The 21,363-nt window shown below is 73.5% G+C and carries 18 protein-coding genes; 17 read left to right on the forward strand and 1 reads right to left on the reverse strand.

The features are described 5' to 3' along the window. Window positions 1–8 precede the first annotated feature (8 nt). The 17 genes from lpxD to HZB25_01130 all read left to right on the forward strand — a co-directional run bounded on the left by lpxD (window position 9) and on the right by HZB25_01130 (window position 19,847). Window positions 9–1,040 (forward strand): UDP-3-O-(3-hydroxymyristoyl)glucosamine N-acyltransferase, encoded by a 1,032-nt coding sequence (gene lpxD / locus HZB25_01050; protein MBI5835806.1) that lies wholly within the window; start codon window positions 9–11, stop codon window positions 1,038–1,040. Beyond that, window positions 1,037–2,371 carry a bifunctional UDP-3-O-[3-hydroxymyristoyl] N-acetylglucosamine deacetylase/3-hydroxyacyl-ACP dehydratase gene (locus HZB25_01055; protein ID MBI5835807.1) on the forward strand — a complete coding sequence of 445 codons (1,335 nt, stop codon included), beginning with the start codon at window positions 1,037–1,039 and terminating at the stop codon, window positions 2,369–2,371. The genes lpxD and HZB25_01055 overlap by 4 nt, the downstream gene beginning before the upstream one ends. 8 nt (window positions 2,372–2,379) lie before the next feature. Then, the gene (lpxA, locus tag HZB25_01060; GenBank protein ID MBI5835808.1) at window positions 2,380–3,174 is read left to right on the forward strand and encodes an acyl-ACP--UDP-N-acetylglucosamine O-acyltransferase; all 795 of its coding nucleotides are present in this window, start codon (window positions 2,380–2,382) and stop codon (window positions 3,172–3,174) included. Window positions 3,175–3,284: 110 nt separating this feature from the next. After that, on the forward strand, window positions 3,285–4,256 hold the full coding sequence (locus tag HZB25_01065) for a Gfo/Idh/MocA family oxidoreductase (protein MBI5835809.1): 972 nt from the start codon (window positions 3,285–3,287) through the stop codon (window positions 4,254–4,256). After that, on the forward strand, window positions 4,253–5,389 hold the full coding sequence (gene lpxB, locus HZB25_01070) for a lipid-A-disaccharide synthase (GenBank protein MBI5835810.1): 1,137 nt from the start codon (window positions 4,253–4,255) through the stop codon (window positions 5,387–5,389). Before HZB25_01065 ends, lpxB begins: the two co-directional genes overlap by 4 nt. Continuing rightward, window positions 5,374–6,084, forward strand: coding sequence for a lysophospholipid acyltransferase family protein (locus tag HZB25_01075; GenBank protein MBI5835811.1), 711 nt, complete (start codon window positions 5,374–5,376; stop codon window positions 6,082–6,084). Before lpxB ends, HZB25_01075 begins: the two co-directional genes overlap by 16 nt. Then, window positions 6,081–7,325 (forward strand): 3-deoxy-D-manno-octulosonic acid transferase, encoded by a 1,245-nt coding sequence (locus HZB25_01080; GenBank protein ID MBI5835812.1) that lies wholly within the window; start codon window positions 6,081–6,083, stop codon window positions 7,323–7,325. The genes HZB25_01075 and HZB25_01080 overlap by 4 nt, the downstream gene beginning before the upstream one ends. Further along, window positions 7,322–8,401: a tetraacyldisaccharide 4'-kinase gene (gene lpxK / locus HZB25_01085; protein MBI5835813.1), complete on the forward strand. Its 1,080-nt coding sequence runs from the start codon at window positions 7,322–7,324 to the stop codon at window positions 8,399–8,401. The genes HZB25_01080 and lpxK overlap by 4 nt, the downstream gene beginning before the upstream one ends. Before the next feature lie 19 nt (window positions 8,402–8,420). Beyond that, on the forward strand, window positions 8,421–10,064 hold the full coding sequence (gene nadB / locus HZB25_01090; GenBank protein MBI5835814.1) for an L-aspartate oxidase: 1,644 nt from the start codon (window positions 8,421–8,423) through the stop codon (window positions 10,062–10,064). Next, window positions 10,064–10,513, forward strand: coding sequence for a hypothetical protein (locus HZB25_01095; GenBank protein ID MBI5835815.1), 450 nt, complete (start codon window positions 10,064–10,066; stop codon window positions 10,511–10,513). The genes nadB and HZB25_01095 overlap by 1 nt, the downstream gene beginning before the upstream one ends. 34 nt (window positions 10,514–10,547) lie before the next feature. Continuing rightward, window positions 10,548–10,937 (forward strand): Hsp20/alpha crystallin family protein, encoded by a 390-nt coding sequence (locus tag HZB25_01100; protein MBI5835816.1) that lies wholly within the window; start codon window positions 10,548–10,550, stop codon window positions 10,935–10,937. Between the two features lie 97 nt (window positions 10,938–11,034). Next, entirely contained in the window at window positions 11,035–13,461 is a 2,427-nt protein-coding gene (gene lon, locus HZB25_01105) for an endopeptidase La (GenBank protein ID MBI5835817.1), read from the forward strand. Continuing rightward, window positions 13,439–15,334, forward strand: coding sequence for an ABC transporter ATP-binding protein (locus HZB25_01110; GenBank protein MBI5835818.1), 1,896 nt, complete (start codon window positions 13,439–13,441; stop codon window positions 15,332–15,334). The genes lon and HZB25_01110 overlap by 23 nt, the downstream gene beginning before the upstream one ends. Next, the gene (locus HZB25_01115) at window positions 15,331–16,455 is read left to right on the forward strand and encodes a glycosyltransferase family 9 protein (protein ID MBI5835819.1); all 1,125 of its coding nucleotides are present in this window, start codon (window positions 15,331–15,333) and stop codon (window positions 16,453–16,455) included. The genes HZB25_01110 and HZB25_01115 overlap by 4 nt, the downstream gene beginning before the upstream one ends. A 37-nt stretch (window positions 16,456–16,492) precedes the next feature. Further along, entirely contained in the window at window positions 16,493–17,977 is a 1,485-nt protein-coding gene (locus HZB25_01120) for a proline--tRNA ligase (protein ID MBI5835820.1), read from the forward strand. 45 nt (window positions 17,978–18,022) lie between these two features. Continuing rightward, window positions 18,023–19,222 (forward strand): hypothetical protein, encoded by a 1,200-nt coding sequence (locus HZB25_01125; GenBank protein ID MBI5835821.1) that lies wholly within the window; start codon window positions 18,023–18,025, stop codon window positions 19,220–19,222. A gap of 70 nt (window positions 19,223–19,292) precedes the next feature. Then, window positions 19,293–19,847, forward strand: coding sequence for an HAD family hydrolase (locus tag HZB25_01130; protein ID MBI5835822.1), 555 nt, complete (start codon window positions 19,293–19,295; stop codon window positions 19,845–19,847). Between the two features lie 168 nt (window positions 19,848–20,015). Here HZB25_01130 and HZB25_01135 read toward each other — a convergent pair whose 3' ends face one another. Then, the gene (locus HZB25_01135; GenBank protein ID MBI5835823.1) at window positions 20,016–21,356 is read right to left on the reverse strand and encodes a Ni/Fe hydrogenase subunit alpha; all 1,341 of its coding nucleotides are present in this window, start codon (window positions 21,354–21,356) and stop codon (window positions 20,016–20,018) included. Window positions 21,357–21,363 lie beyond the last annotated feature (7 nt).

Here is a 21,363-nt window from a genome sequence, read left to right on the forward strand (position 1 = left end):
AACCAAGCATGAGACTTGCCCAGATCGCCGAGAGGATCGGCGGAATGCTCCTCGGGGACGGCGACGTCGAGATCACCGGGGTGGCCGGAATCCGCGAGGCCGGTGCGGCCGACCTCACGTTCCTGGCCAACCCGCGCTATGAGCGCTACCTCGAGGCCACCGCCGCGGGAGCGGTGCTGGTCGGCCCGGGGGCGCCCACCTGCCGGGTTCCGGCGGTGCGGGTCGAGAACCCCTACCTGGCGTACGTCCAGGCCATCAAGCTGATCTGCGGCAACGGCGCCAATGCCGCCCCCCCGGGGGTGCACCCCATGGCGGTGGTATCCGCGTCGGCGGTGCTGGGCCGCAACGTGTCGGTGGGCCCGCTCGCGGTGGTGGAGGACGGGGCGCGGCTGGGCGAGGGCACCGTGGTGTCGGCCCTGGTGTACGTGGGCCGGGAGGCGGTCGTGGGCTCCGGGTGCGTGCTGCATCCGCATGTGGCGGTGCACGCGCGCTGCGAGCTGGGCGACCGCGTGATCGTGAAGGCCGGCGCGGTGATCGGCGGCGACGGCTTCGGATACGTCTGGGACGGCGAGGCGCACCAGAAGATCCCGCACCTGGGGCGCGTGGTCCTGGAGGATGACGTCGAGATCGGCGCCAACACCACCATCGATCGCGGCACCACCGGCGAGACCCGGGTGGGTCGCGGCACCAAGGTGGACAACCAGGTCCAGATCGCGCACAACGTGCGCGTGGGACAACAGGGCCTGATCGCGGCCCAGGTCGGCATCTCCGGATCCACGGAGCTGGCGGACCGGGTGACCGTCGCAGGCCAGGTGGGGATGGTGGGTCACATCCACGTGGCCGAGGGCGCCTTCCTGAGCGCCCAGGCCGGCGTGGACAAGAACGTTCCGGAGGGCGCGGTGTGGCTCGGCAGCCCGGCGCGCGACCGCGGCCGGGCGTTGCGCGAGCTTTCCGCGCTCACGCGGCTGCCGGAACTGGTCAAGAAGGTCCGCGACCTCGAGGAGCGGATCCGCGAGTTGGAGCAGGGGACCCCGAAATGAGCGACGCCCAGCGCACACTCCAGGCGCCGATCGCCTACAGCGGCACGGGCCTGCACACCGGCAGGCCGGGAAACGTGCGGCTGGTGCCGGCCGAGGCCGACACCGGCATCCGTTTCGTGCGGGTGGACCAGCCCGGTCGTCCCGAGGTGCGGGTGTCCCCGGAGAATGCCGTGTACGACGCCGCGCGCGGGCGGCGCACCATCCTGGGCGCCGGGGGCGTGGAGGTGCACACCGTGGAGCACCTGCTGGCCGCGCTGGCCGGCATGGGCGTGGACAACCTGGTGGTCGAGGTGGACGCCCTGGAGCTGCCCGAGCCCCGCGACGGCAGCGCGCTGCCCATCGTGGAGCTGATCCGGAAGGCGGGGCTCGTGGAGCAGGCCGCGCCGCGCCGCTACTTCCACGTGGACCGACCGGTGGTGCACTCCGCCGGACCGGTGCAACTGCTGGCCACCCCGCACGACGGCCTGCGACTCTCCTTCACCATCGTGTACGACGACGAGCTGGTGGGCACGCAGCACGCCACCTTCGACGTGGACCCCGAGACCTTCGCCCGCGAGATCGCGCCGGCGCGCACCTTCGTGCTGGACCGCGACGTGGAGGGCCTGCGCGCGCAGGGGCTCATCCAGGGCGGGCGGCTGGACAACGGCGTGGTGGTGCGCGACGGGAAGGTGATCAACCCCGAGCCGCTGCGCTTCCGGGACGAGTTCGTGCGCCACAAGGTGCTGGACTTCCTCGGCGACCTGTTCCTCATGGGCCGGCCCATGCGCGGCCACTTCACCGCGATCCGCTCCGGGCACGAGTCCAACGTGGCCTTCGTGCGCCTGCTCGCCGCGCAGGCCGAGGAATCGGCGCGCACCAACGGTACCAGCGCCGCCGCGTCGAGGAAGCCGGCCTATGACATCCAGCAGATCATGGACGTCATGCCGCACCGCTACCCGTTCCTGCTGGTGGACCGGATTCTGGAGCTGGAGGCCGGCAAGCGGGTCGTGGGGATCAAGAACGTGACCATGAACGAGCCGTTCTTCCAGGGCCACTTCCCGGGCCGCCCGGTGATGCCGGGCGTGCTGGTGATCGAGGCCATGGCGCAGTGCGGCGGATTCATGTTCCTCAACACCGTGGCCGACCCCGGGGGCAAGCTGATGTTCTTCATGGGCATCGACAACGCGCGCTTCCGACGCCAGGTGCTCCCGGGGGACACGCTCCGCATCGAGGTGGAGATGGTCCGGCTGAAGGTCCGCATGTGCAAGGTGCATGCGAAGGCGTTCGTGGACGGCGAGCTGGCGGCGGAGGCCGACCTGCTCTCCGGCATCGCGGACAACCAGCCGGGCTAGGATCTGCCGTGGCCACGCGCGAAGAGACCCGCCCCCGCATCCACGCCACCGCCCTGGTGGATCCCCGCGCCGAACTGGGCACGGGGGTGCAGGTGGGCCCGTACGCGATCGTGGGCGCCGGCGTGCGCCTGGGCGCGGGCACGCGCGTCGGCCCGCACGCGGTGCTCATGGGCAACCTGTCGCTGGGGGAGGACAACGTCGTCCACCCGCACGCGGTGCTGGGCGACGACCCGCAGGACCTCAAGTTCCGCGGCGAGCGGTCCTACGTGGAGATCGGCGACCGCAACCAGATCCGCGAATTCTGCACCGTCCACCCCGCCACGGTGGAGGACGGCGCCACCCGCATCGGGTCGGACTGCCTGCTCATGGCGTACACGCACGTGGGCCACGACTGCCGCGTGGGCAACCACGTGGTCATGGCCAACAGCGCGCACCTGGGCGGCCACGTCTCGGTGGACGACTGGGCCATCCTGGGCGGGGTCACCGCCGTGCACCAGTTCGCCCGCGTGGGGCGCCACTCGCTGGTGGGCATGGGCTCGCGCGTGGTGAAGGATGTGCCGCCGTTCGTGAAGTGCGCCGGCGAGCCGCTGCGCACCGCGGGTCTCAACACCGTCGGACTGGTGCGGCGGGGCTTCCCGGCGGAGACCCGCCTGGAGCTCAAGCGCGCCTACCGCATCCTCTTCCGCTCGCACCTCACGGTGAGGGAGGCGGTGCGGCGGATCCGGGGGGAGCTGCGGCAGCTGACCGAGATCGAGCAGCTGTGCGACTTCGTCGCCACCTCGGAGCGCGGCATCATCCTCTAGCCCCGGGTCCTCCCAGCCCCCGGGTCCTCCTTGAGTGCCTGCCCGGCATGCGGTAACTTCCACGGAATGAGCCACCTCCGGCACTCCTTCCCGCGCCCGGCGCGGCGTCCATGACGCTGCGCGCCGCGGTCGTCGGGCTCGGCCACCTCGGCCGTCATCACGCCCGCCTGCTGCACCAGTTGCCGGGCGTGAAACTGGTCTCCATCTGCGACCTGCTGCCCGCGAAGTTCGACCAGCCCGAGTGCCCACCGGAGGTCCCGCGCACGCGCGACGCGCGCGCGGCCTGGCAGGAGGCCGACCTGGTGGTGGTGGCCACCCCCACCGCGTCGCATGCCGAGGTGGCCCTGCCCGCGCTCCGCGCCGGGCTCGACGTACTGGTGGAGAAGCCGCTGGCCGCGACCGCCTCCGAGGGGCGCGCCCTGCTGGAGGCGGCCCGCGACTCCGGCGCGGTCCTGCACACGGGTCACTCCGAGCGCTTCAACTCCGCGTATCGCGCGGTGGGCGGCCGCCTTCAGGACGTGCGCTTCGTGGAGGGCCACCGCCTGGCGCCGTTCACCCCGCGCAGCCTGGATGTGGACGTGGTGCTGGACCTGATGGTGCACGACCTCGACCTGGCGCTGCACGCGGTGCGCCGTCCCGTGGAGCGCGTGGAGGCGGTCGGCGTGCCGGTGATCTCCCCGCACGTGGACATCGCCAACGCCCGGCTGGTGTTCGCCGGGGGGTGCGTGGCCAACCTCACCGCCAGCCGCGTGTCCGCCAAGGCCGTCCGCAAGCTGCGCTTCTTCGACCACGACGCGTACTGGAGCCTGGACTTCATCCAGCGCGAGGCGGACGTCACGGTGCTGGAGCGGCCCGCGGACGGGCCGCCGGCGGTGTCGCAGCGCCGGGAGCGGCTGGAGGGGGAGCCGCTGCGGCTCGAGCTCGAGGACTTCGTGGCGGCCTGCGCCGCCCGGCGGGGCGGCCCCGCGCACCTGCCGGCCGGCGCGACCGGGGAGGAAGGCATGGCCGCCCTCGAGCTGGCGCTGCGGGTGCGCGAGGCCATCGCCCTCCACGCGGACCGCTTCGGCCCGCGGCAGCCGTGAGCCCGCCCACCCTGCTGATCTCCGCCGGAGAGCCCTCCGGCGACCGCCACGCGGCACGCTTCCTCGACGAGTTCCGGCGCCGCCATCCGGGGACGCAGGCCTTCGGCCTCGGGGGCCCGGAGTTGCGCGCCGCCGGCCTGGAGCCGCTGGCCCGCATGGAGGACCTCGCGGTGGTGGGCCTGGTGGAGGCGATCTCGCGGCTGCCCCAGGCCTTCCGCGCGCTGGCGCTGCTGGAGCGCGAGGCGGCGCGGCGGCGGCCCGACCTGGTGGTGCCGGTGGACTTCCCCGACTTCAACCTGCGGCTCGCCTCGCGGGCCCGCCGGCTGGGGCTCAAGGTGCTCTACTACGTGAGCCCGCAGGTGTGGGCGTGGCGGGAGTCGCGCGTCGCGAGGATCGGGCGCGACGTGGACCGCCTGGCGGTGGTGTTTCCCTTCGAGGTGGAGTACTACCGCAAGCGCGGCCTTACCGTGGACTACGTGGGTCATCCGCTGCTGGAGGAGATGGGCCCGCCGCCCGCGACAGGCGCGTTCCATGCGCGCCACGGGCTGGACCCGGCCCGGCCGCTGGTGGCCCTGTTCCCCGGCAGCCGGGTGGGCGAGGTGGTGCGGCACTGGCCGCTGCTGCTGGAGGCCGCCCGGCTGCTGGCGGTGAGACGGCCCGGCACCCAGGCGGTGGCCGCGCTCGCCGCGGGGCTGCCGGGGTCGGCGCTGGCGGTGCCGGCGCGCTCGGCGGTGAAGGTGGTGGCCGGGGAGGAGCACGACCTGCTCCGCTCGGCGGGCGCGGCGGCGGTGGCCGCGGGCACCGCCACCCTGGAGGCGCTCCTCGCGGGTTGTCCGCAGGTGGTCTACTACCGCACCTCGCCGCTCACTTACGCGCTGATGAAGCGGGCGGTGAAGCTGCGTCACGTGAGCCTGGCCAACATCGTCGGCGGCGGGGACGTGGCGTGCGAGCTGCTGCAATCGCAGGCCACCCCGGCGGGAATCGCCGCGGAACTGGAGCGGCTCCTGGACGACCCCGCCGAGCCGGCCCGCGTGCGCGCGCGGGCGACGAAGGTGGTGGGGGACCTGGGCGGGCCGCGCGCCTCGGAGGAACTGAGCCGCGTGGCGGAGGGAATGCTGTGGCCCGTCCCCTAGACATGCCCTGGATGAGCGACATCGGCCCCGAGGTGCCGTGGATCGGCCGGGCCGCGGCGGGCACCCTGCGCCTGCTGGGCTCCACCTGGCGAATCCGCACCGTGGGCGCCACGCACGACCGGGCGGCGCACGCCGGTGGCTCGCGGGTGATCTACGCGCTGTGGCACGGGCGCATTCTGCCGCTCATCTTCGCGCACCGCGGGCAGGGCGTCGGCACGCTGGTGAGCCGCCACCGGGACGGTGAGTTCCTGGCAGTGGCCCTGGAGATGCTGGGCTACACCGTGCGCCGCGGCTCCTCCAAGCGCGGGGGAGCCGAGGCGCTCCTGGCGATGCGGGAGCTGGCGGGCGAGCGCGACGTGGCCATCACCCCGGACGGGCCGCGCGGCCCCGCCGGGGCCATCTACCCCGGGGTGCTGATGCTGGCGCGCCGCACCGGGCTGCCCATCGTGCCGGTGAGCTGCGTGGCCAGCTCGGCCTGGCACTTCGGGACGTGGGACCGGTTCATGGTGCCCCGCCCGGGCGCGCTCGTGGAGATCCGCTTCGGCGAGCCCCTGCGCGTCACTGCGGACCTGGACGCGGGCGGGATGGAACCGTGGGGCCGGCGCCTCGCGTCGGCCCTCGACGAACTGGGGCGCCCCGGATCCAGGGCCGCGCTCGAACTGTCCGCCGCCGGCGCCGCGCAGGAAGTTCCGTGAACGCCGCGGGGGCGGCCTACCGCGCCATCGGCTGGCTGCTGCGCCCCGGCCTGGAGGGCTGGGGCAGGCTGGCCGGCCCGGAGCGCGCCGCGCGCGCCGGGCTGGCGGCCCCGGAACCGCGCGGGGCGCTCTGGGCGCACGCGGCCTCGGTGGGCGAGTTGGGCGGGGTGGAGGTGTTCCTGGGCGCGCTGCATTCGCGCGCGCCGGGGTTGCCCGCCCGGATCACCTGCCACACCAGGACCGGCCTGGCGCGCGCGCGGGCGGGGGGGCGCGTGGCGGAGCCTGCGCCGCTGGACGCGGCCTTCGCGGTGGGCCGCCGCCTGGCGCGCACGCGACCCGCCGCGCTCGCGGTGTTCGAAACTGAATTGTGGCCCGCGCTGCTCGGGGAGTGCGCCGTGCGGGTGCCCGTGAGCTGGGTGAACGGGCGCATCTCGGAGCGGGCCTTCCCGCGCCACCGGGCGCTGCGTTCGCTGCTGGCGCCCTCGCTGGCGCGGGTGCGGGCGTTCGCCGTGCAGGGCCCCGCCGACGCGGAGCGGTTCGTGGCGCTGGGGGCCCCGGCGGAGCGGGTGCGTGTGACCGGCAACCTCAAGCATGACCGGCCGCCGCCGCCGCGCATCTCCGGTGCGGACCTGGGCCTGGCCGGGGACGGCCCGGTGGTAGTGTTCGGCAGCCTGCGCGACGGCGAGGAAGCGGCGGTGCTCGACGCGCTCGCGGTGGCGCGGCGGGCGGAGCCCGCGCTGGCCGCGGTGCTGGCGCCGCGCCACCCGCGCGTGGCGGAGCGCCTCGCCGGGCTGCTGCGCGAGCGCGGGGTGGATTTCGGCCGCCGCAGCGCCGGGGCGAGCGGCGTGCGCACCCTGTTGCTGGACACGCTGGGGGAGCTGGCGGGCGCCTACACCGCCGGGCAGGTGGCGTTCGTCGGCGGCAGCCTGGTGCCCCTGGGCGGGCACGACGTGATGGAACCGGCGCGCGCCGGGGTGCCGGTCCTGTTCGGGCCCCACACCGGCCACTGTGACGTGGAGTGCCGGGCGCTGCTGGACTCGGGCGGCGCGCTCCGCGTGCCGGACGGCGCGGCCCTGGGCCGCGCGATGGCGGAGTTGCTGGCCGCCCCGGCGGAGCGGGCGCGGATGGCGGCCGCGGCGGCCGCGGCGGCCGCGGCGGAGCGAGGCTCGGCCGCGCGGGCGCTGGACTGGCTGCTGCGGAACGGGGCGCTGCCCGCGGGGCCGGCGCCGGAGGCCGCATGAGCGACGGGCGGCGCGAGGACCGGGATGTGGAGGAGTATCCGCGCGTCGCGGCCCCCCTGGGCTGGCTGGTCGCGGCGATCGCCCGCGCGCGCCGCGCGGCCATGGGCGGGGGCACGCGCCTGCCGGTGCCGGTGATCTCGGTGGGCAACCTGGCCGTGGGCGGGACCGGCAAGACCCCCCTGGTGCGCCACCTGGCCGGCTGGCTCGCGGAGGACGGCCGCCACGTGGCGGTGCTCTCCCGGGGCTACGCGCGGCCCGTGGCCGGCCGCGGAGTATCGAGGGTGTCGCTGCGCGGGCAGGTGGAGGTGGCCTCGTGGGAGGAGGCCGGCGACGAGCCGTGGCTGCTGGCCCACGGGCTCCCGCGGGCCTCGGTGTACGTGGCCCGAAGCCGCGTTTCGGCCGGCCGGGCTGCCGTGGGGGACGGCGCCGAGGTGCTGCTGCTCGACGACGGCTTCCAGCACCTGGGCCTGGCCCGTGACCTGGACGTGGTGTGCCTGCGCGGCGACGAGCACCGCTGCCGGGTGCTGCCCGCCGGCCCGCTGCGGGAGCCGCGTTCGGCGCTGCGGGCCGCCGGGGCGGGGGTGCTGGTGCTGCCGTCCCGCGCGCGCGACGCAGCCGGAGAGGACAGCGACGCGCCGGAGGCCGGCTCCGGGGAGCTGGCGGAGGAGCAGGCCCTGGCCGCGAGGCTGCGGGCGCTGCTGCCCGCGGACGCGACCTGGGCCACCGCGCGGGTGGGGCCCCGCAGCGTGGACCTGCCCGGGGCCGGGCGTTCGCCTGCCTCGACCCTGGCGGGCCGGGCCGTGGGCGTGGTGTGTGCGATCGCCCGCCACGAGCGCTTCGTGGCGACCGTCCGGGCGCTGGGGGCCCACGTGGAGGCCATCCACGCGCGGCGCGACCACCACGTGTTCGGTGAGGAGGAGATCGACCGTTTGCGCAAGGACCTGCTGTGGGTGACCACCGAGAAGGACGTGCCGCGCCTGCCCCGCTGGTTCGGGGCGGCGGTGCTGCGCGTGGGGCTGCATTTCACCTCGGGCGGCGACGAGCTGCGCGCGCGGGTGCGCGAGGCGGCGGCGTGATCGCCCGGAACGGAGGGTGATGATCCGGCGAACGGACTTCCTGGTGCTGGGATCGGGCATCGGCGGCCTCACCTACGCGCTGGAAGCGGCGCGCTTCGGCCGGGTCACGGTGCTCACCAAGAAGGAACGCGGCGAGTCCAACACCAACTACGCCCAGGGCGGGGTGGCCAGCGTCACCGCCCCCGGGGACGACTTCCGGCTGCACATTCGCGACACGCTGCGCTGCGGCGCGGGGCTGTGCGATCCGGCCGCCGTCCGGATGGTGGTGGAGGACGGCCCGCCCATGATCCGCCAGCTCCTGGACTGGGGCGTGCGTTTCGACCGCGACGGGCGCGGGCTCGCGGTGGGGCGCGAGGGCGGCCACTCCCGCAAGCGGATCGTGCACGCGCGCGACGCCACCGGGCGCGAGATCGAGCGCGCGCTGCTCGAGGCGGTGCGGCACCACCCCAACATCCGGCTGCTGGAACACCACCTGGGGGTGGACCTGATCCTGGCCTCCAAGGCGGGGATGGGGCGCGGGGGCGGCGAGGCGTGCCTGGGAGCCTACGTGCTGTCGGTGCACACGGGGCGGATGATCCCGTTCCTGGCGCGGGCCACCGTGCTGGCCACCGGGGGGGCGGGCAAGGTGTACCTGTACACCACCAACCCCGACATCGCCACGGGCGACGGGGTGGCCATGGGCTATCGCGCGGGCGCCGCGGTGGCGGACATGGAGTTCGTGCAGTTTCACCCCACGTGCCTGTATCACCCCGAGTCGCACCACCCGGAGGCCCGGTCTTTCCTGATCTCGGAGGCCGTGCGCGGCGAGGGTGGGGTGCTGCTCAACGGCGCCGGGCGGCGCTTCATGGGCCGCTACCACCGGATGAAGGAACTGGCGCCGCGCGACGTGGTGGCGCGCGCCATTGACAACGAGATGAAGACCCGCGGCGACCGCCATGTGTGGCTGGATGTCACGCGCCTGGGGGCGGCCTTCGTGCGCCGCCGCTTCCCCAACATCCACGCCTCGTGCCTCGAATTCGGCCTGGACATCACCCGCGAGCCGATTCCCGTGGTGCCGGCGGCCCACTACATGTGCGGCGGGGTGCGGGTGGACCTCGAGGCCCGCACCTCCGTGCCGCGGCTGCTGGCGGTGGGCGAGTGCGCCATGACCGGGCTGCACGGCGCCAACCGGCTGGCCAGCAACTCGCTCCTGGAGGCCCTCGTGTACGCCCGGCGCGCGGTGGAGACCTCGCGCGGGCTGCTGGGCGCGGGGCTGCCCCGCACCGTGCCGGAGTGGCGCGACACCTCGGTGGAGCTGCGCCCTGCGGCGGTGCTCTACCAGCACAACTGGGAGACGGTCCGGCGGCTGATGTGGGACCTGGTGGGCATCGTGCGCAGTGACGGCCGGCTGCGCTCGGCGGCCCGGCGTCTGCGGCTGGTGCGCGAGGAGATCGAGGCCTACTACTGGCGGCACCGGGTGACTCTGGACATCGTCGAGCTGCGCAACCTGGCCCTGGTGGCCGAGCTGGTGGTGCGCAGCGCCCGCCGCCGCGGCGAGAGCCGCGGGCTGCACTACAACGTGGACCATCCGGACACCGATCCGCGCCTGGAGGGGCGCCACACGCTGCTGCGCGCCCCCCGCCCGCGGCCGCCCGCTGGAAAGCGCGGCCGTCCGGGGCTATGATGGAAGGGCCGGGAGGTCCGCGCGAGGCGGCCCGCACGGCGGGCAGGGAGGGGACCTTGGAGAACCGGTCGGACTTCCACGAGGAGGTGGAGAAGCTTACCGAGCGCGATCCGCGCTACCGCGCGGAAGCCTACAGTTTTCTGATGTTCGCGCTGGGCTACACCGTATCGCGGCTGCCCGAGCCCCGCCACGTGAGCGGCCAGGAGCTGCTGGAGGGCATCCGGCGCTACGCTCTCCAGGAGTTCGGGCCCATGGCCAAGACCGTGTTCGAGCACTGGGGACTGCGCGAAACCCTCGACTTCGGGCACATCGTCTTCAACCTGGTGGACGCGGGCCTCCTCGGCCGGACCGAGAGCGACCGGCTGGAGGACTTCGCCCAGGGGTACGATTTCGAGGCCGCCTTCGTGCGCGACTACCCCTGGTCCGCCCCGCTGGAGCGCGCCGAGTGAGGCCCGCGGCGGGCTCTGCCCGCGCGGGGACGCCATGAAACGATCCCATGACGACGATCCGCTTCGCGAGCACTGGGAGCACCTGCTCTCGGGCCGCTCCCACCTTCCCGTCCCGGGCCACGAGGCCTGGCACCCGCCCACGGACGCCTACGAGACCGAGGCCGAGTTCGTGGTGCGCGTGGACATCGCGGGCACCAGCCCCGAGGACCTCCAGGTCGTGGCCGAGGGCCGGATGCTGCGGATCCGCGGGGTGCGCCGGGCGCCGCAGTCGGAGGGCCGCGGGCAGTTCCACAAGATGGAGATCCGCGTCGGCGCCTTCGAGCGACACCTGCGCCTGCCCGAGGGTTGCTGCGGCGAGGGCATCACCATGGCGTACGAGCAGGGCATCCTGATCGTGCGCCTGGTCAAGCGGCTGGACCGGTGAGGGACGCGTGAACGAGACCGAGCGCGAGGCGACCCTGCCCGCGGTGCCGACCACGCTGCCGGCCCTGGCGGTCGGCGACCCGGTGGTGTTTCCCTTCATGATGGTGCCGCTGGTGCTGACCGAGGCGGCCCAGGTGCGCGTGGTGGACGACGCGCTGGCCGCGCAGAAGATGCTGGCGCTGTTCGCGCCGATGGATGCGCGGGCCGGCGTGCGCTCCGCCGCCGACGTGCGCCCCGTGGGCACCGCCATCCTGGTGCACCGCATGCTGCGATTCCCCGACGGCAGCATGCGCATCCTGGTGCAGGGGCTGTCCCGGGTCCGGGTGAGGGAGCTCCGCGCCGCGGCGAACGGCCTGGACGCCGATTTCGACCTGATCCCGGAGGAGGACGCCCGCCCGCCGGAGCTGGACGCGGTGCTCCACACGGTGGGGGACCTGTTCGCCCGGGTGGTGGACGCCGCCCCGGGCCTGCCCGAGGAGCTGAAGGCGCTGGCCGCGGGAATCCCGCAGCCGGGCCGCGCCGCGGACTTCATCGCCTCCAACGTGGGGCTCTCCCCGGACGAGCGGCTCGAGATCCTGGGCACCGTGCCCCCCCTGGAGCGCCTCCGCCGCCTCGCCGCCATACTGGCGCGCGAGCTGGAGATGCTGGAGCTGTCGCGGAAGATCCAGAGCGACGTGCGCGGCGAGCTGGACAAGGGGCAGCGCGAGTTCTTCCTGCGCCAGCAGATCAAGGCCATTCAGCGCGAGCTGGGGGAGGGCGACGAGCGCTCCGCCGCCCTGGACGAGCTGGCGGGCAGGATCGAGGCCGCCGGCATGCCGGCCCCGGCGAAGGAGGCCGCGCTCAAGGAGCTGGGGAGGCTGCGCTCCATGCCGCAGGCCTCGGCCGAGTACTCGGTGGCGCTCACCTATCTCGACTGGATGCTGGCGCTGCCGTGGAGCCCGCCACCGCCGCCCGGGATCGATCTCGCCGCGGCGCAGCGCATCCTGGACGAGGACCACCATGATCTCGGGAAGGTCAAGGCGCGCATCCTCGAGTACCTGGCGGTGCGCAAGCTGAAGCCCGACTCGAAGGGACCCATCCTCTGTTTCGTCGGGCCGCCCGGCGTGGGCAAGACCTCGGTGGGATCCTCCATCGCGCGGGCGCTGGGCCGGCCGTTCGTACGCCTGGCGCTGGGCGGCGTGCGCGACGAGGCGGAGATCCGCGGACACCGCCGCACCTACGTGGGCGCGCTGCCGGGCCGGATCCTGCAGGGCCTGGCGAAGACCCGGGGCCCGCTGCCGCTGTTCATGCTCGACGAGGTGGACAAGCTGGGCAACGACTTCCGGGGGGACCCGGCATCCGCGCTGCTCGAGGTGCTGGATCCGGCGCAGAACGACACCTTCACCGACCTGTACCTTGCGGTGCCGTTCAACCTGCGCGGGGTGTTCTTCATCTGCACCGCCAACATGCTGGACACCGTGCCCGATCCGCTGCTGGACCGCATGGAGGTGATCGAGCTGCCCGGGTACACCAACGAGGAGAAGCTCAGCATCGCGCGGCGCCACCTGCTGCCGCGGCAGATCTCGGAGAACGGGCTGGACGAGGGCCGGCTGCGCTTCACCGACGACGGGCTGCGCCGGATCATCTCCGATTACACCCGGGAGGCCGGCGTGCGCGGTCTGGAGCGCGAGATCGCCTCGGTGTGCCGCAAGGTGGCCCGGGACCTGGCCGCGGGATCGGATCCCCACGTGGCCGTGGGTCCGGACGAGGTGCCCGCCTACCTCGGCGCGCCGCGCTACTTCGGCGAGCGGGCGGAGGTGGCCGACCAGGTGGGCATCGCCACCGGTCTCGCGTGGACCCCGGCCGGCGGCGAGATCCTGGTGGTGGAAGTCACGGCGATGCCGGGGCGCGGGGGGCTGATGATCACCGGCCAGCTGGGCGACGTGATGCGCGAGTCCGCCATGGCCTCGCTCTCCTACGTGCGCTCGCACGCCGCGGCGCTGGGCATTCCGGACAGCTTCTTCGCCACCCACGAGCTGCACCTGCACGTGCCCTCGGGGGCCATCCCCAAGGACGGGCCCTCGGCGGGCGTGGCCATGACCACCGCGCTGGCCTCCCTGGCTTCCGGACGGAGCGCGCGTCACGAGGTGGCCATGACCGGCGAGGTGACGTTGCGGGGCCGGGTGCTGCCGGTCGGCGGCCTGCGCCAGAAGCTGCACGCCGCGCACCGCGCCGGGATCGCGGAGGTGGTGCTGCCCGCCGCCAATGTGAAGGACCTCGACGAGTTGCCGCCCGAGCTGCGCTCGGGAATGCGCTTCCACCCGGTGTCCACGCTGGACGCGGCGCTGGCGCTGACGCTCCTGCCGGGGCGCGCGGCCCCGCGCCGGGCGCCCGCGCGCCGCGGGCCGGTCCGCCCCAAGGCCGCCGCGCGCGGCCGGGCCGTGGGCTCCGCGCACCCCCGGGCGGGCGATGCCCCCGCGACTTCACGGCGCGCCACCGGAGGGGGGCCGCGCGAGCGGCGCCATGGACGCACCCGCCGCCCGTAACGCGCCGCGCGGGGAACGCGGCGCCGTCTTCCTCCGCCTGCTGCGCTACGTGCGCCCCTACTGGCGCGAGATGGGGCTCGCCTTCGTGTTCATGAGCTTCTACGCGGTCATGAACGGCGCGGCCATCCTGATGTTCAACCCGTTCATGCGCCTGGTGATGTCGGTGGGCCGTCCGGGCGTGCCCGCGCCGATGCCCTTCGATGTCGCCCACCCGCAGACGCTCATCCCGGCCGCGCGCGTGTGGCTGGAGCGGCAGCTGCTGGACTGCCCGCCGCTCGAGGCCATCACCCGGGTGTGCCTGCTGATCCTGGCCAGCTTCATCCTCAAGAACGCGTTCAACTACGTGCAGAACGTGACCATGCAATCGGTGGAGCAGCGCGTCATCCGCGACCTGCGCAACGCCCTGTACCGCCACGTGCAGGAACTGGGACTGGCGTTCTTCCACACCCGCCGCACGGGGATGCTGATCTCGCGGATCATGAACGACGTGACCCTGGTGCGCGGCACCATCACCGCCGCCTCCAGCACCCTGGTGCGCGACTCGCTGATGCTGCTGGTGGGGATGAGCATCGTGCTGTCGCTGTCGTGGCGGCTGGCGATGGTGTCGTTCGTGGTGCTGCCGCCGGCGGGCTGGTTCATCGTCACCCTGGGCCGCCGCCTGCGCCGCCACAGCGAGGTCTCGCAGGAGCGCATGGGCGACATGACCACCGTGCTCCAGGAGACGCTCTCCGGCATCCGGGTGGTGAAGTCCTTCGGGATGGAGGGCTACGAGACCCGCCGCTTCGAGGACGTGAACCGGCGCCAGACCCGCGCCACGCTGCGGGTGCGCCGCCTGGGCGCGATGGCCGGTCCGCTGGCCGAGATCCTGACCACGGCGGTGGCGCTGCTGGTGCTGTGGGTGGGCGCGCACGAGATCTGGGGCACGCACACGCTGGCGGGCAACGACTTCTTCGTGTTCTTCCTGGCCATGCTGAGCATGATGAACCCGATCAAGAACCTCTCGAACCTCAACCCCGGGGTTCAGGAGGGACTGCTGGGGGCGCAGCGGGTGTTCCGCCTGCTGGACACGCAGGAGAAGCTGCCCGAGAGAGCGGACGCGGTGGAACTGACGGGGCTGGGTTCGGGCATCCGCGTGGAGGGGGTGAGCTTCCGCTACGGCGACGGGCCGCTGGTGCTGCGTGACGTGCGCGTGGAAGTGAAGCCCGGCCAGGTGGTGGCGGTGGTGGGGCCCTCCGGGGCCGGCAAGTCCACGCTGGCGGACCTGCTGATGCGCTTCTACGACCCGGCCGAGGGGTGCATCCGCGTGGACGGTCACGACCTGCGCGACGTGCGCACGCCGGCGCTGCGCCGCCTGGTGGGGATGGTGCCGCAGGAGACCATCCTGTTCAACGACTCGGTCCGCAGCAACATCGCCTACGGGCAGCAGGACGTGCCCCTGGAGCGGGTGGAGGAGGCCGCGCGGGCGGCCAACGCGCACGACTTCATCCGCACCCTGTCGGAGGGCTACGAGTCGGTGATCGGGGAGCGAGGGGTGAAGCTCTCGGGCGGGCAGCGCCAGCGCATCGCCATCGCCCGCGCGCTGCTGCGAAATCCGCCGCTCCTGATCCTGGACGAGGCCACCTCCTCGCTGGACACCGAGTCGGAGCGGCTGGTGCAGGAGGCCCTCGACCGGCTGATGCAGCAGCGCACCGTGGTGGTGATCGCCCACCGCCTGAGCACCATCGAGCGCGCCGACCACATCGTGGTGCTGGACCAGGGTCGGGTGGTGGAGGAAGGCGTGCACGCCGAGTTGCTGGCCCGCGGGGGTCTGTACCGGAGGCTCTACGACGTGCAGTTCCGCACGCCTCCGGGCCTGCGGCGCGTGGTCCGATGAGCGGGCGTCCCCGCTTCCTGGTGGTGCGGCTGTCCTCGCTGGGCGACGTCGCGCTGGCCACCTCGGTGGTGGGCAGCCTGCGCGAGAGCCTGCCCGCCTGCCACATCACCTTCCTCACCCAGCCGCGCTACACGGCCATGCTCCAGGCCCACCCCGGCCTGGACGAGGTGCTCGCCTGTCCCGCCGCGCCCATGCCCGCCTGGGAATGGGTGCGCTACGGCGCGGGGTTGCGGTCCCGGCGCTTTGACGCGCTGGTGGATCTTCAATATAATTGGCGGACTCTGGGCCTGTCCCTGGGGCTGGCCCCGCTGCGCACGAGCCGCTGGAACCGGGCGCACTTCGCGCGGCGCGCGCTGGTGCGCCGCGGCGGGGCGGCGCGGGGCGGGCAGCGAGAGCCCGTGGCGCACGTGGTGGAGCGCTTTCACGCCGCGGTGCACCCCTGGGCCCGCGGTCCGGCGCAGGCGCCGCACGTCGTGGGGGGTCCCCCGGCATGGCAGTCGGCCCTCGACCTGCTGGGCGGGCTGGCGCCGGCCACCGCGCGGTGGATGGCGGTGGTGCCGGTGGCGCGCTGGAACACCAAGCGCTGGCCCCCGGACCGCTTTGCGGCCCTGTGCCGCCGCTGGACCGAAGAGGAGGGCCGCCACGCGCTGGCCTTCTTCGGGCCGGGCGACCGGGCGGTGCGCGCGGAGTTCGAGGCGGCGCTGGCGGAGGTCTCGGTGGACGGGATCGCTTCCCGGTCGAACCCGGCCGGTGGCACCGCCCCCGGGGCGGGCCCGGCCGGCGGGGCCGCGACGGATTCCTCCCGGGTGCACGCCGTCGGCGCGCCGCTGGATGTGACCGCGGAGCTGCTGCGGCGCATGGAAGTGGTGGTGTCCGGGGACACCGGCCTGGCGCAGCTGGCGGTGGCCGTGGGCACGCCGGTGGCGGCGCTCTTCGGGGCCACCTCGCCCGCATTCGGTTTCGCGCACTACGGCCCTCGCCACCGGGTGCTGAACCTGGCGCCGGGGTGCCAGCCGTGCTCCCTGCACGGCGGCGACGCGTGCCCGCTGGGCCATCACCGCTGCCTCGAAGAGCTGGACGTGGAGCGGGTGTGGAGGGAATTGTGTGCCATCACGGGCTGACCGGGGTGTCCGTCCGTTTCTGAACAAGGGAGCCTGAATGTCCGACTCGAAGAAGACTGTGGAAGAGACGCAGGAGGCGGCCGGGAGATTCGTCGAGGATCTCACCGACCAGACCGACGACTTCTCGCGCTGGTACGGCGAGGTGATCCAGAAGGCCCAGCTGGCCGACTACTCGCCGGTGCGCGGCTGCATGGTGATCCGCCCCTACGGGTTCGCCGTCTGGGAGAACATGCAGGCGGCGCTGGACCGCCGCATCAAGGACACCGGCCACCAGAACGCCTATTTCCCGCTGCTGATCCCGGAGAGCCTGCTGCAGAAGGAGGCCGACCACGTGGAGGGCTTCGCGCCGCAGGTGGCGTGGGTCACGCACGGCGGCGCCGAGAAGCTCCAGGAGAGGCTGCTGATCCGGCCGACCAGCGAAGCCATCATCTGCCACATGTACTCCAAGTGGATCGACTCGCACCGCGACCTGCCGGTGCTGATCAACCAGTGGGCCAACGTGGTGCGCTGGGAGAAGGTGACGCGTCCGTTCCTGCGCACCTCCGAGTTCCTGTGGCAGGAGGGCCACACCGCCCACGCCACCGAGCAGGAGGCCGAGGAAGAGACGCTCAAGATGCTCGAGGTGTACCGCGACTTCATCGAGAACGAGCTGGCGGTGCCGGTGGTGAAGGGCCGCAAGACCGACCAGGAGAAGTTCGCCGGCGCGCTGCGGACCTACTCGGTGGAGGCGCTCATGTCCGACGGCAAGGGCCTGCAGGCGGGGACCTCGCACAATCTCGGGCAGCACTTCGCGAAGGTGTTCGACATCACCTTCCAGGACGCCGACGGGCAGCGCCGCCACGTGTGGCAGACCTCGTGGGGGGTGAGCACCCGGCTCATGGGAGCGCTGATCATGGTCCACGGGGACGACTCGGGGCTGAAGATCCCGCCGCGCGTGGCGCCGGTGCAGGCGGTGGTGATCCCGATCTACCGCAAGGAGGCCGAGCGCGCCGCGGTAATGGAGGCGGCCGCGCAGGCCGCATCCTCGCTGAAGGCCGCGGGGGTGCGCGTGTTCCTGGACGACCGCGACCAGTACACGCCGGGCTGGAAGTACAACGAGCACGAGCTGCGCGGCGTGCCGCTGCGCATCGAGCTGGGACCGCGCGACGTGACCGCGCGCCAGGTGGTGACCGTGCGCCGCGACACTCGCGCCAAGGAGCCGGTGGCGTGGGACTACCTGGCCACGCGCGTCCCGGCGCTGCTGGACGAGGTGCAGGCCGCGCTGCTGCAGGCGGCCCGGGACTTCCGCGCCAAGTCCACCCGCGAGGCGGCCACGCTGGACCAGATGGAGGCCATCCTGGGCGAGCACCGCGGCTTCGTGAACGCGCACTGGTGCGGCAAGAACTCGTGCGAGGACGAGGCCAAGGCCCGCTGCCAGGCCACCATCCGCTGCATCCCGCTGGACGAGCCGGAGAGCGCCGGCACCTGCGCGGTGTGCGGCGGCGCGGCGAAGCAGCGCGTGATCTTCTCCAAGGCCTACTAGGCGCAGCGCGGGCCGGAACATGAAGGCCGGGCGCACGCGGCAGCCATGCTGAACCCGGGGAGCGTGCTCCTGCGCGTCCCCAACTGGATCGGGGATGCCGCCATGGCCACCGCCGTGGTGAGCGCGTTCGCCGCGCAACGCCCGGACATCCACCTCGAGATCGCCGGCCGCGGAGCCGTGGTGGACCTGTTCCCCGGCCTGCTGCCCGCAGAGCGCTGCCACCGCCTGGGCCCCGGGTTTCCGGCGGCCGTGCGAGGCCGCTTCGACCTTGGCGTCCTGCTGCCCGATTCCCTTTCGTCCGCCTGGATCAACTTCCGGAACGGAATCCCGAGCCTCGGCCGCCGCGCCGACGCCCGCACATTACTGCTGCGCCACCCCCGCCCGCCAAGGCCGCGTCCCCCGGTGGCCCACGTGGTGGAAGAGTGGGACGACCTCCTTGAGCCGCTCGGCGTGCGCCCGTCGCAGTGCCTGCCGCAGATCATACTCACAGCCGAGGAGCGCGCCGCCGGCCGCGAGACTCTGATGAATGCCGCCGAAGGCGCAGCGAGCGCGCCCCGAGGGACGGTGACGGGGATCGATCCGGCGCAGCCGGACGACCCCGGCGCCGCCCCCAGTGGGAATGCCCGCGCCTGGACGGTGGAAGGTGCAGCGAGCGCGCCCCGAGGGACGGTGACGGGGATCGATCCGGCGCAGCCGGACGACCCCGGCGCCGTCCCCAGCGACACAGTCCGCGCATCAGGCGGCGGAAGAAGCGCGCGAATCGCCGTGCTGAGTCCCGGCGCCGCGTACGGCACAGCCAAGCGCTGGCCCACGGAGCGGTTCGCCGCGCTGGCCATCGAGCTGCGCGAGGAGGGCATCGCGAGCGTCGCCGCCGGAGCCGCCGGTGAGGAAGAGAGCGTCCAGGCCGTGGCCCAGGCTGTGGGGACGCGACCGCTCGTGGGCCTGCCCGTGCGAGAATGGGCGGCGGCCCTGGCTGCCGCGACCGTAGTGGTCACCAACGACTCCGGCGCCGCGCACGTGGCCGCCGCGTGCGGCACCCCGGTGCTGGCCCTTTTCGGCTCCACCTCGCCCACCTGGACGCGCCCCCGCGGCGAGGGCCACCGCGTGCTTACCCTGGGATTGCCGTGCGCCCCGTGCTTCCGGCGCGAGTGTCCGCTGGGACACCTCGATTGCCTGTTGAAGATGGACGTCCGCATGGTCCGGGAGGCCGCGCTGGAGATGTGCGCGGTCCGGCCGGTCGCATGAGGGGCTGCGGCCCCCGGGAAGGAACACCGATGCCCCGACGTCGGCACGCCTCGAACTCTGGGAGGACCCCGTGACCCCCGCCGTGTTCCTGGACCGCGACGGCACGCTGATCGTCGAGCGCGAGTACCTGGCCGATCCCGAGGGCGTGGAGTTCACACCGGGTGCGGCGGAGGCGGTGCGGAAGCTTCGCGCGCGGGGATTCATGGTCGTGGTGGTGTCCAACCAGGCGGGACTGGCGCGGGGTCTGTTCGCCGAGACGGCGGTGCATGCGGTGCACCGGCGCATCGAGGCGCTGCTGCGGGTCGAGGGCACGCATGTGGACGGCTACTACTTCTGCCCGCACCACCCGGAATTCACCGGGCCGTGCCGCTGCCGCAAGCCCGAGCCGGGCATGCTACTGGATGCGGCCCGCGACCTGGAACTGGACCTGGCCCGCAGCTGGATGGTGGGGGACCGCCTGAGCGATGTGGAGGCCGGCGTCCGCGCGGGCGCACGGGGCATCCTGGTGCGCACCGGTTACGGGGACCTGGAAGAGAAGCTGCTGGACGCGCCGGGCTCGGTGAAGCCGGCCGCGCTGTGCGAGGACCTGGCGGGGGCGGCGGAGGTGATCCTGGAAACGGGCTGAAGAAGCCCCGGGGTGCTCTCCGACGCCCCCGGCCCCGGTGCCAGGAACGCCGGCGCACCCCGGCGCATACCTTGTCATCCACTCCGGCCGCGCTGCGGCAAACTCCTCGCACGGCGGCGAAACCCATCGCGGACACGCCCGCCTCAGCGCGGCGGGCCCTTCCGACGTCTACTCCCGGTCCACCTTCACCCGCAACACGTGCGTCGCGCACGAGATGCACGGGTCGTAGTTGCGCACCGCGTGCTCGCAGCCCAGCGTGAGCCGGTCCAGGGGCTGGGCGGCGCGGGCCCCCGCGAACACCGCCAGGTCGGCCTCCATCGCGCGCTGGTTCTGCGAGGTGGGCGGCACGATCTTCGCCGCGACCACCAGGCCTTCCGCGCTGAGGCGGTAGCGGTGGTACAGCAGCCCGCGCGGCGCCTCGCTCACGCCGTGGCCGTCGGCCTCGCGCGGCTCCGCCTCCCGGAAGGACTTCTCCGGAGGCTCGTAGGCCTGCACCAGCCGGATGGCCTCCTCGCACGCATAGAACAGCTCCACGGCGCGCACCACGATGCTCTTGAAGGGCTCGTGGCAGGTGGGGCCCAGGCCCACCTCGCGGGCCGCCCGCTGCGCGTCGGGGGAGAGGCGGTCGAAGTTGAGGCTGTAGCGCGCCAGCGGGCCCACCTGGTAGGGGGCGTCCCCGCCGCGGCGGCGCGAGTGCAGCGCGTTGGAGTGGGGGGACTGCTCCTCGGAGAAGTGCTTCTCGTACTCCGAGGGATCCATGTCCAGCCCGCTGCTGCTCACCACCCGGCCGTCCTCGATGGCGTACACGTCGGGGCTGCGCAGCGCCACCAGCTCGTGCTCCACCACCAGTTCGGGGAATTCGAACCCGGACACCCACCGAATCGTCGCCAGCGAGTCGTCGCGGGCCTTCTCCAGCGCCGGCAGCAGCTCGCGCAGGGTCTTCTTCGACGGGGCGCGATGGAAGCCGCCCACGCGGACGTTCACCGGGTGGATCTCGCGGCCGCCCACGGCGGTCACCAGCGCGTTGCCGGTCTTCTTGATTTCCAGGCCCCGCTGCACCTCGGCCCCGTGGTCCTGGGCCATGTGGATGCCGCTGGGATAGCCCAGGAAGTCCGGCGCGTGCAGCAGGTAGATGTGCAACGCATGGCTCTCGATCCACTCCCCGCAGTAGAGCAGGCGGCGCAGCAGCTTCAGGGGCTCGTCCAGCCGGATTCCCAGCGCCGCCTCCATGGCGTTGACCGAGCTCACCTGGTAGGCCACCGGGCAGATGCCGCAGATGCGCGCCGTGATGTCGGGCACCTCGCCGAGCCGGCGGCCGCGCAGGAAGCCCTCGAAGAAGCGCGGGGGCTCGAAGATCTTGAGCTGCACCTCGGTGACGCGACCGTCGCGCAGCTTCACCAGCACGCCGCCCTCGCCCTCCACGCGGGCGAGGAAGTCCACCTTGACCGTGCGCACGCCCCGGGGAGCCCCGGGGACGGGGACCGGCTTGCGCGGCGACTTATCGCTCATGGGCTTC

The organism is Candidatus Eisenbacteria bacterium, assembly GCA_016235265.1.
GTDB lineage: Bacteria > Eisenbacteria > RBG-16-71-46 > RBG-16-71-46 > JACRLI01 > JACRLI01.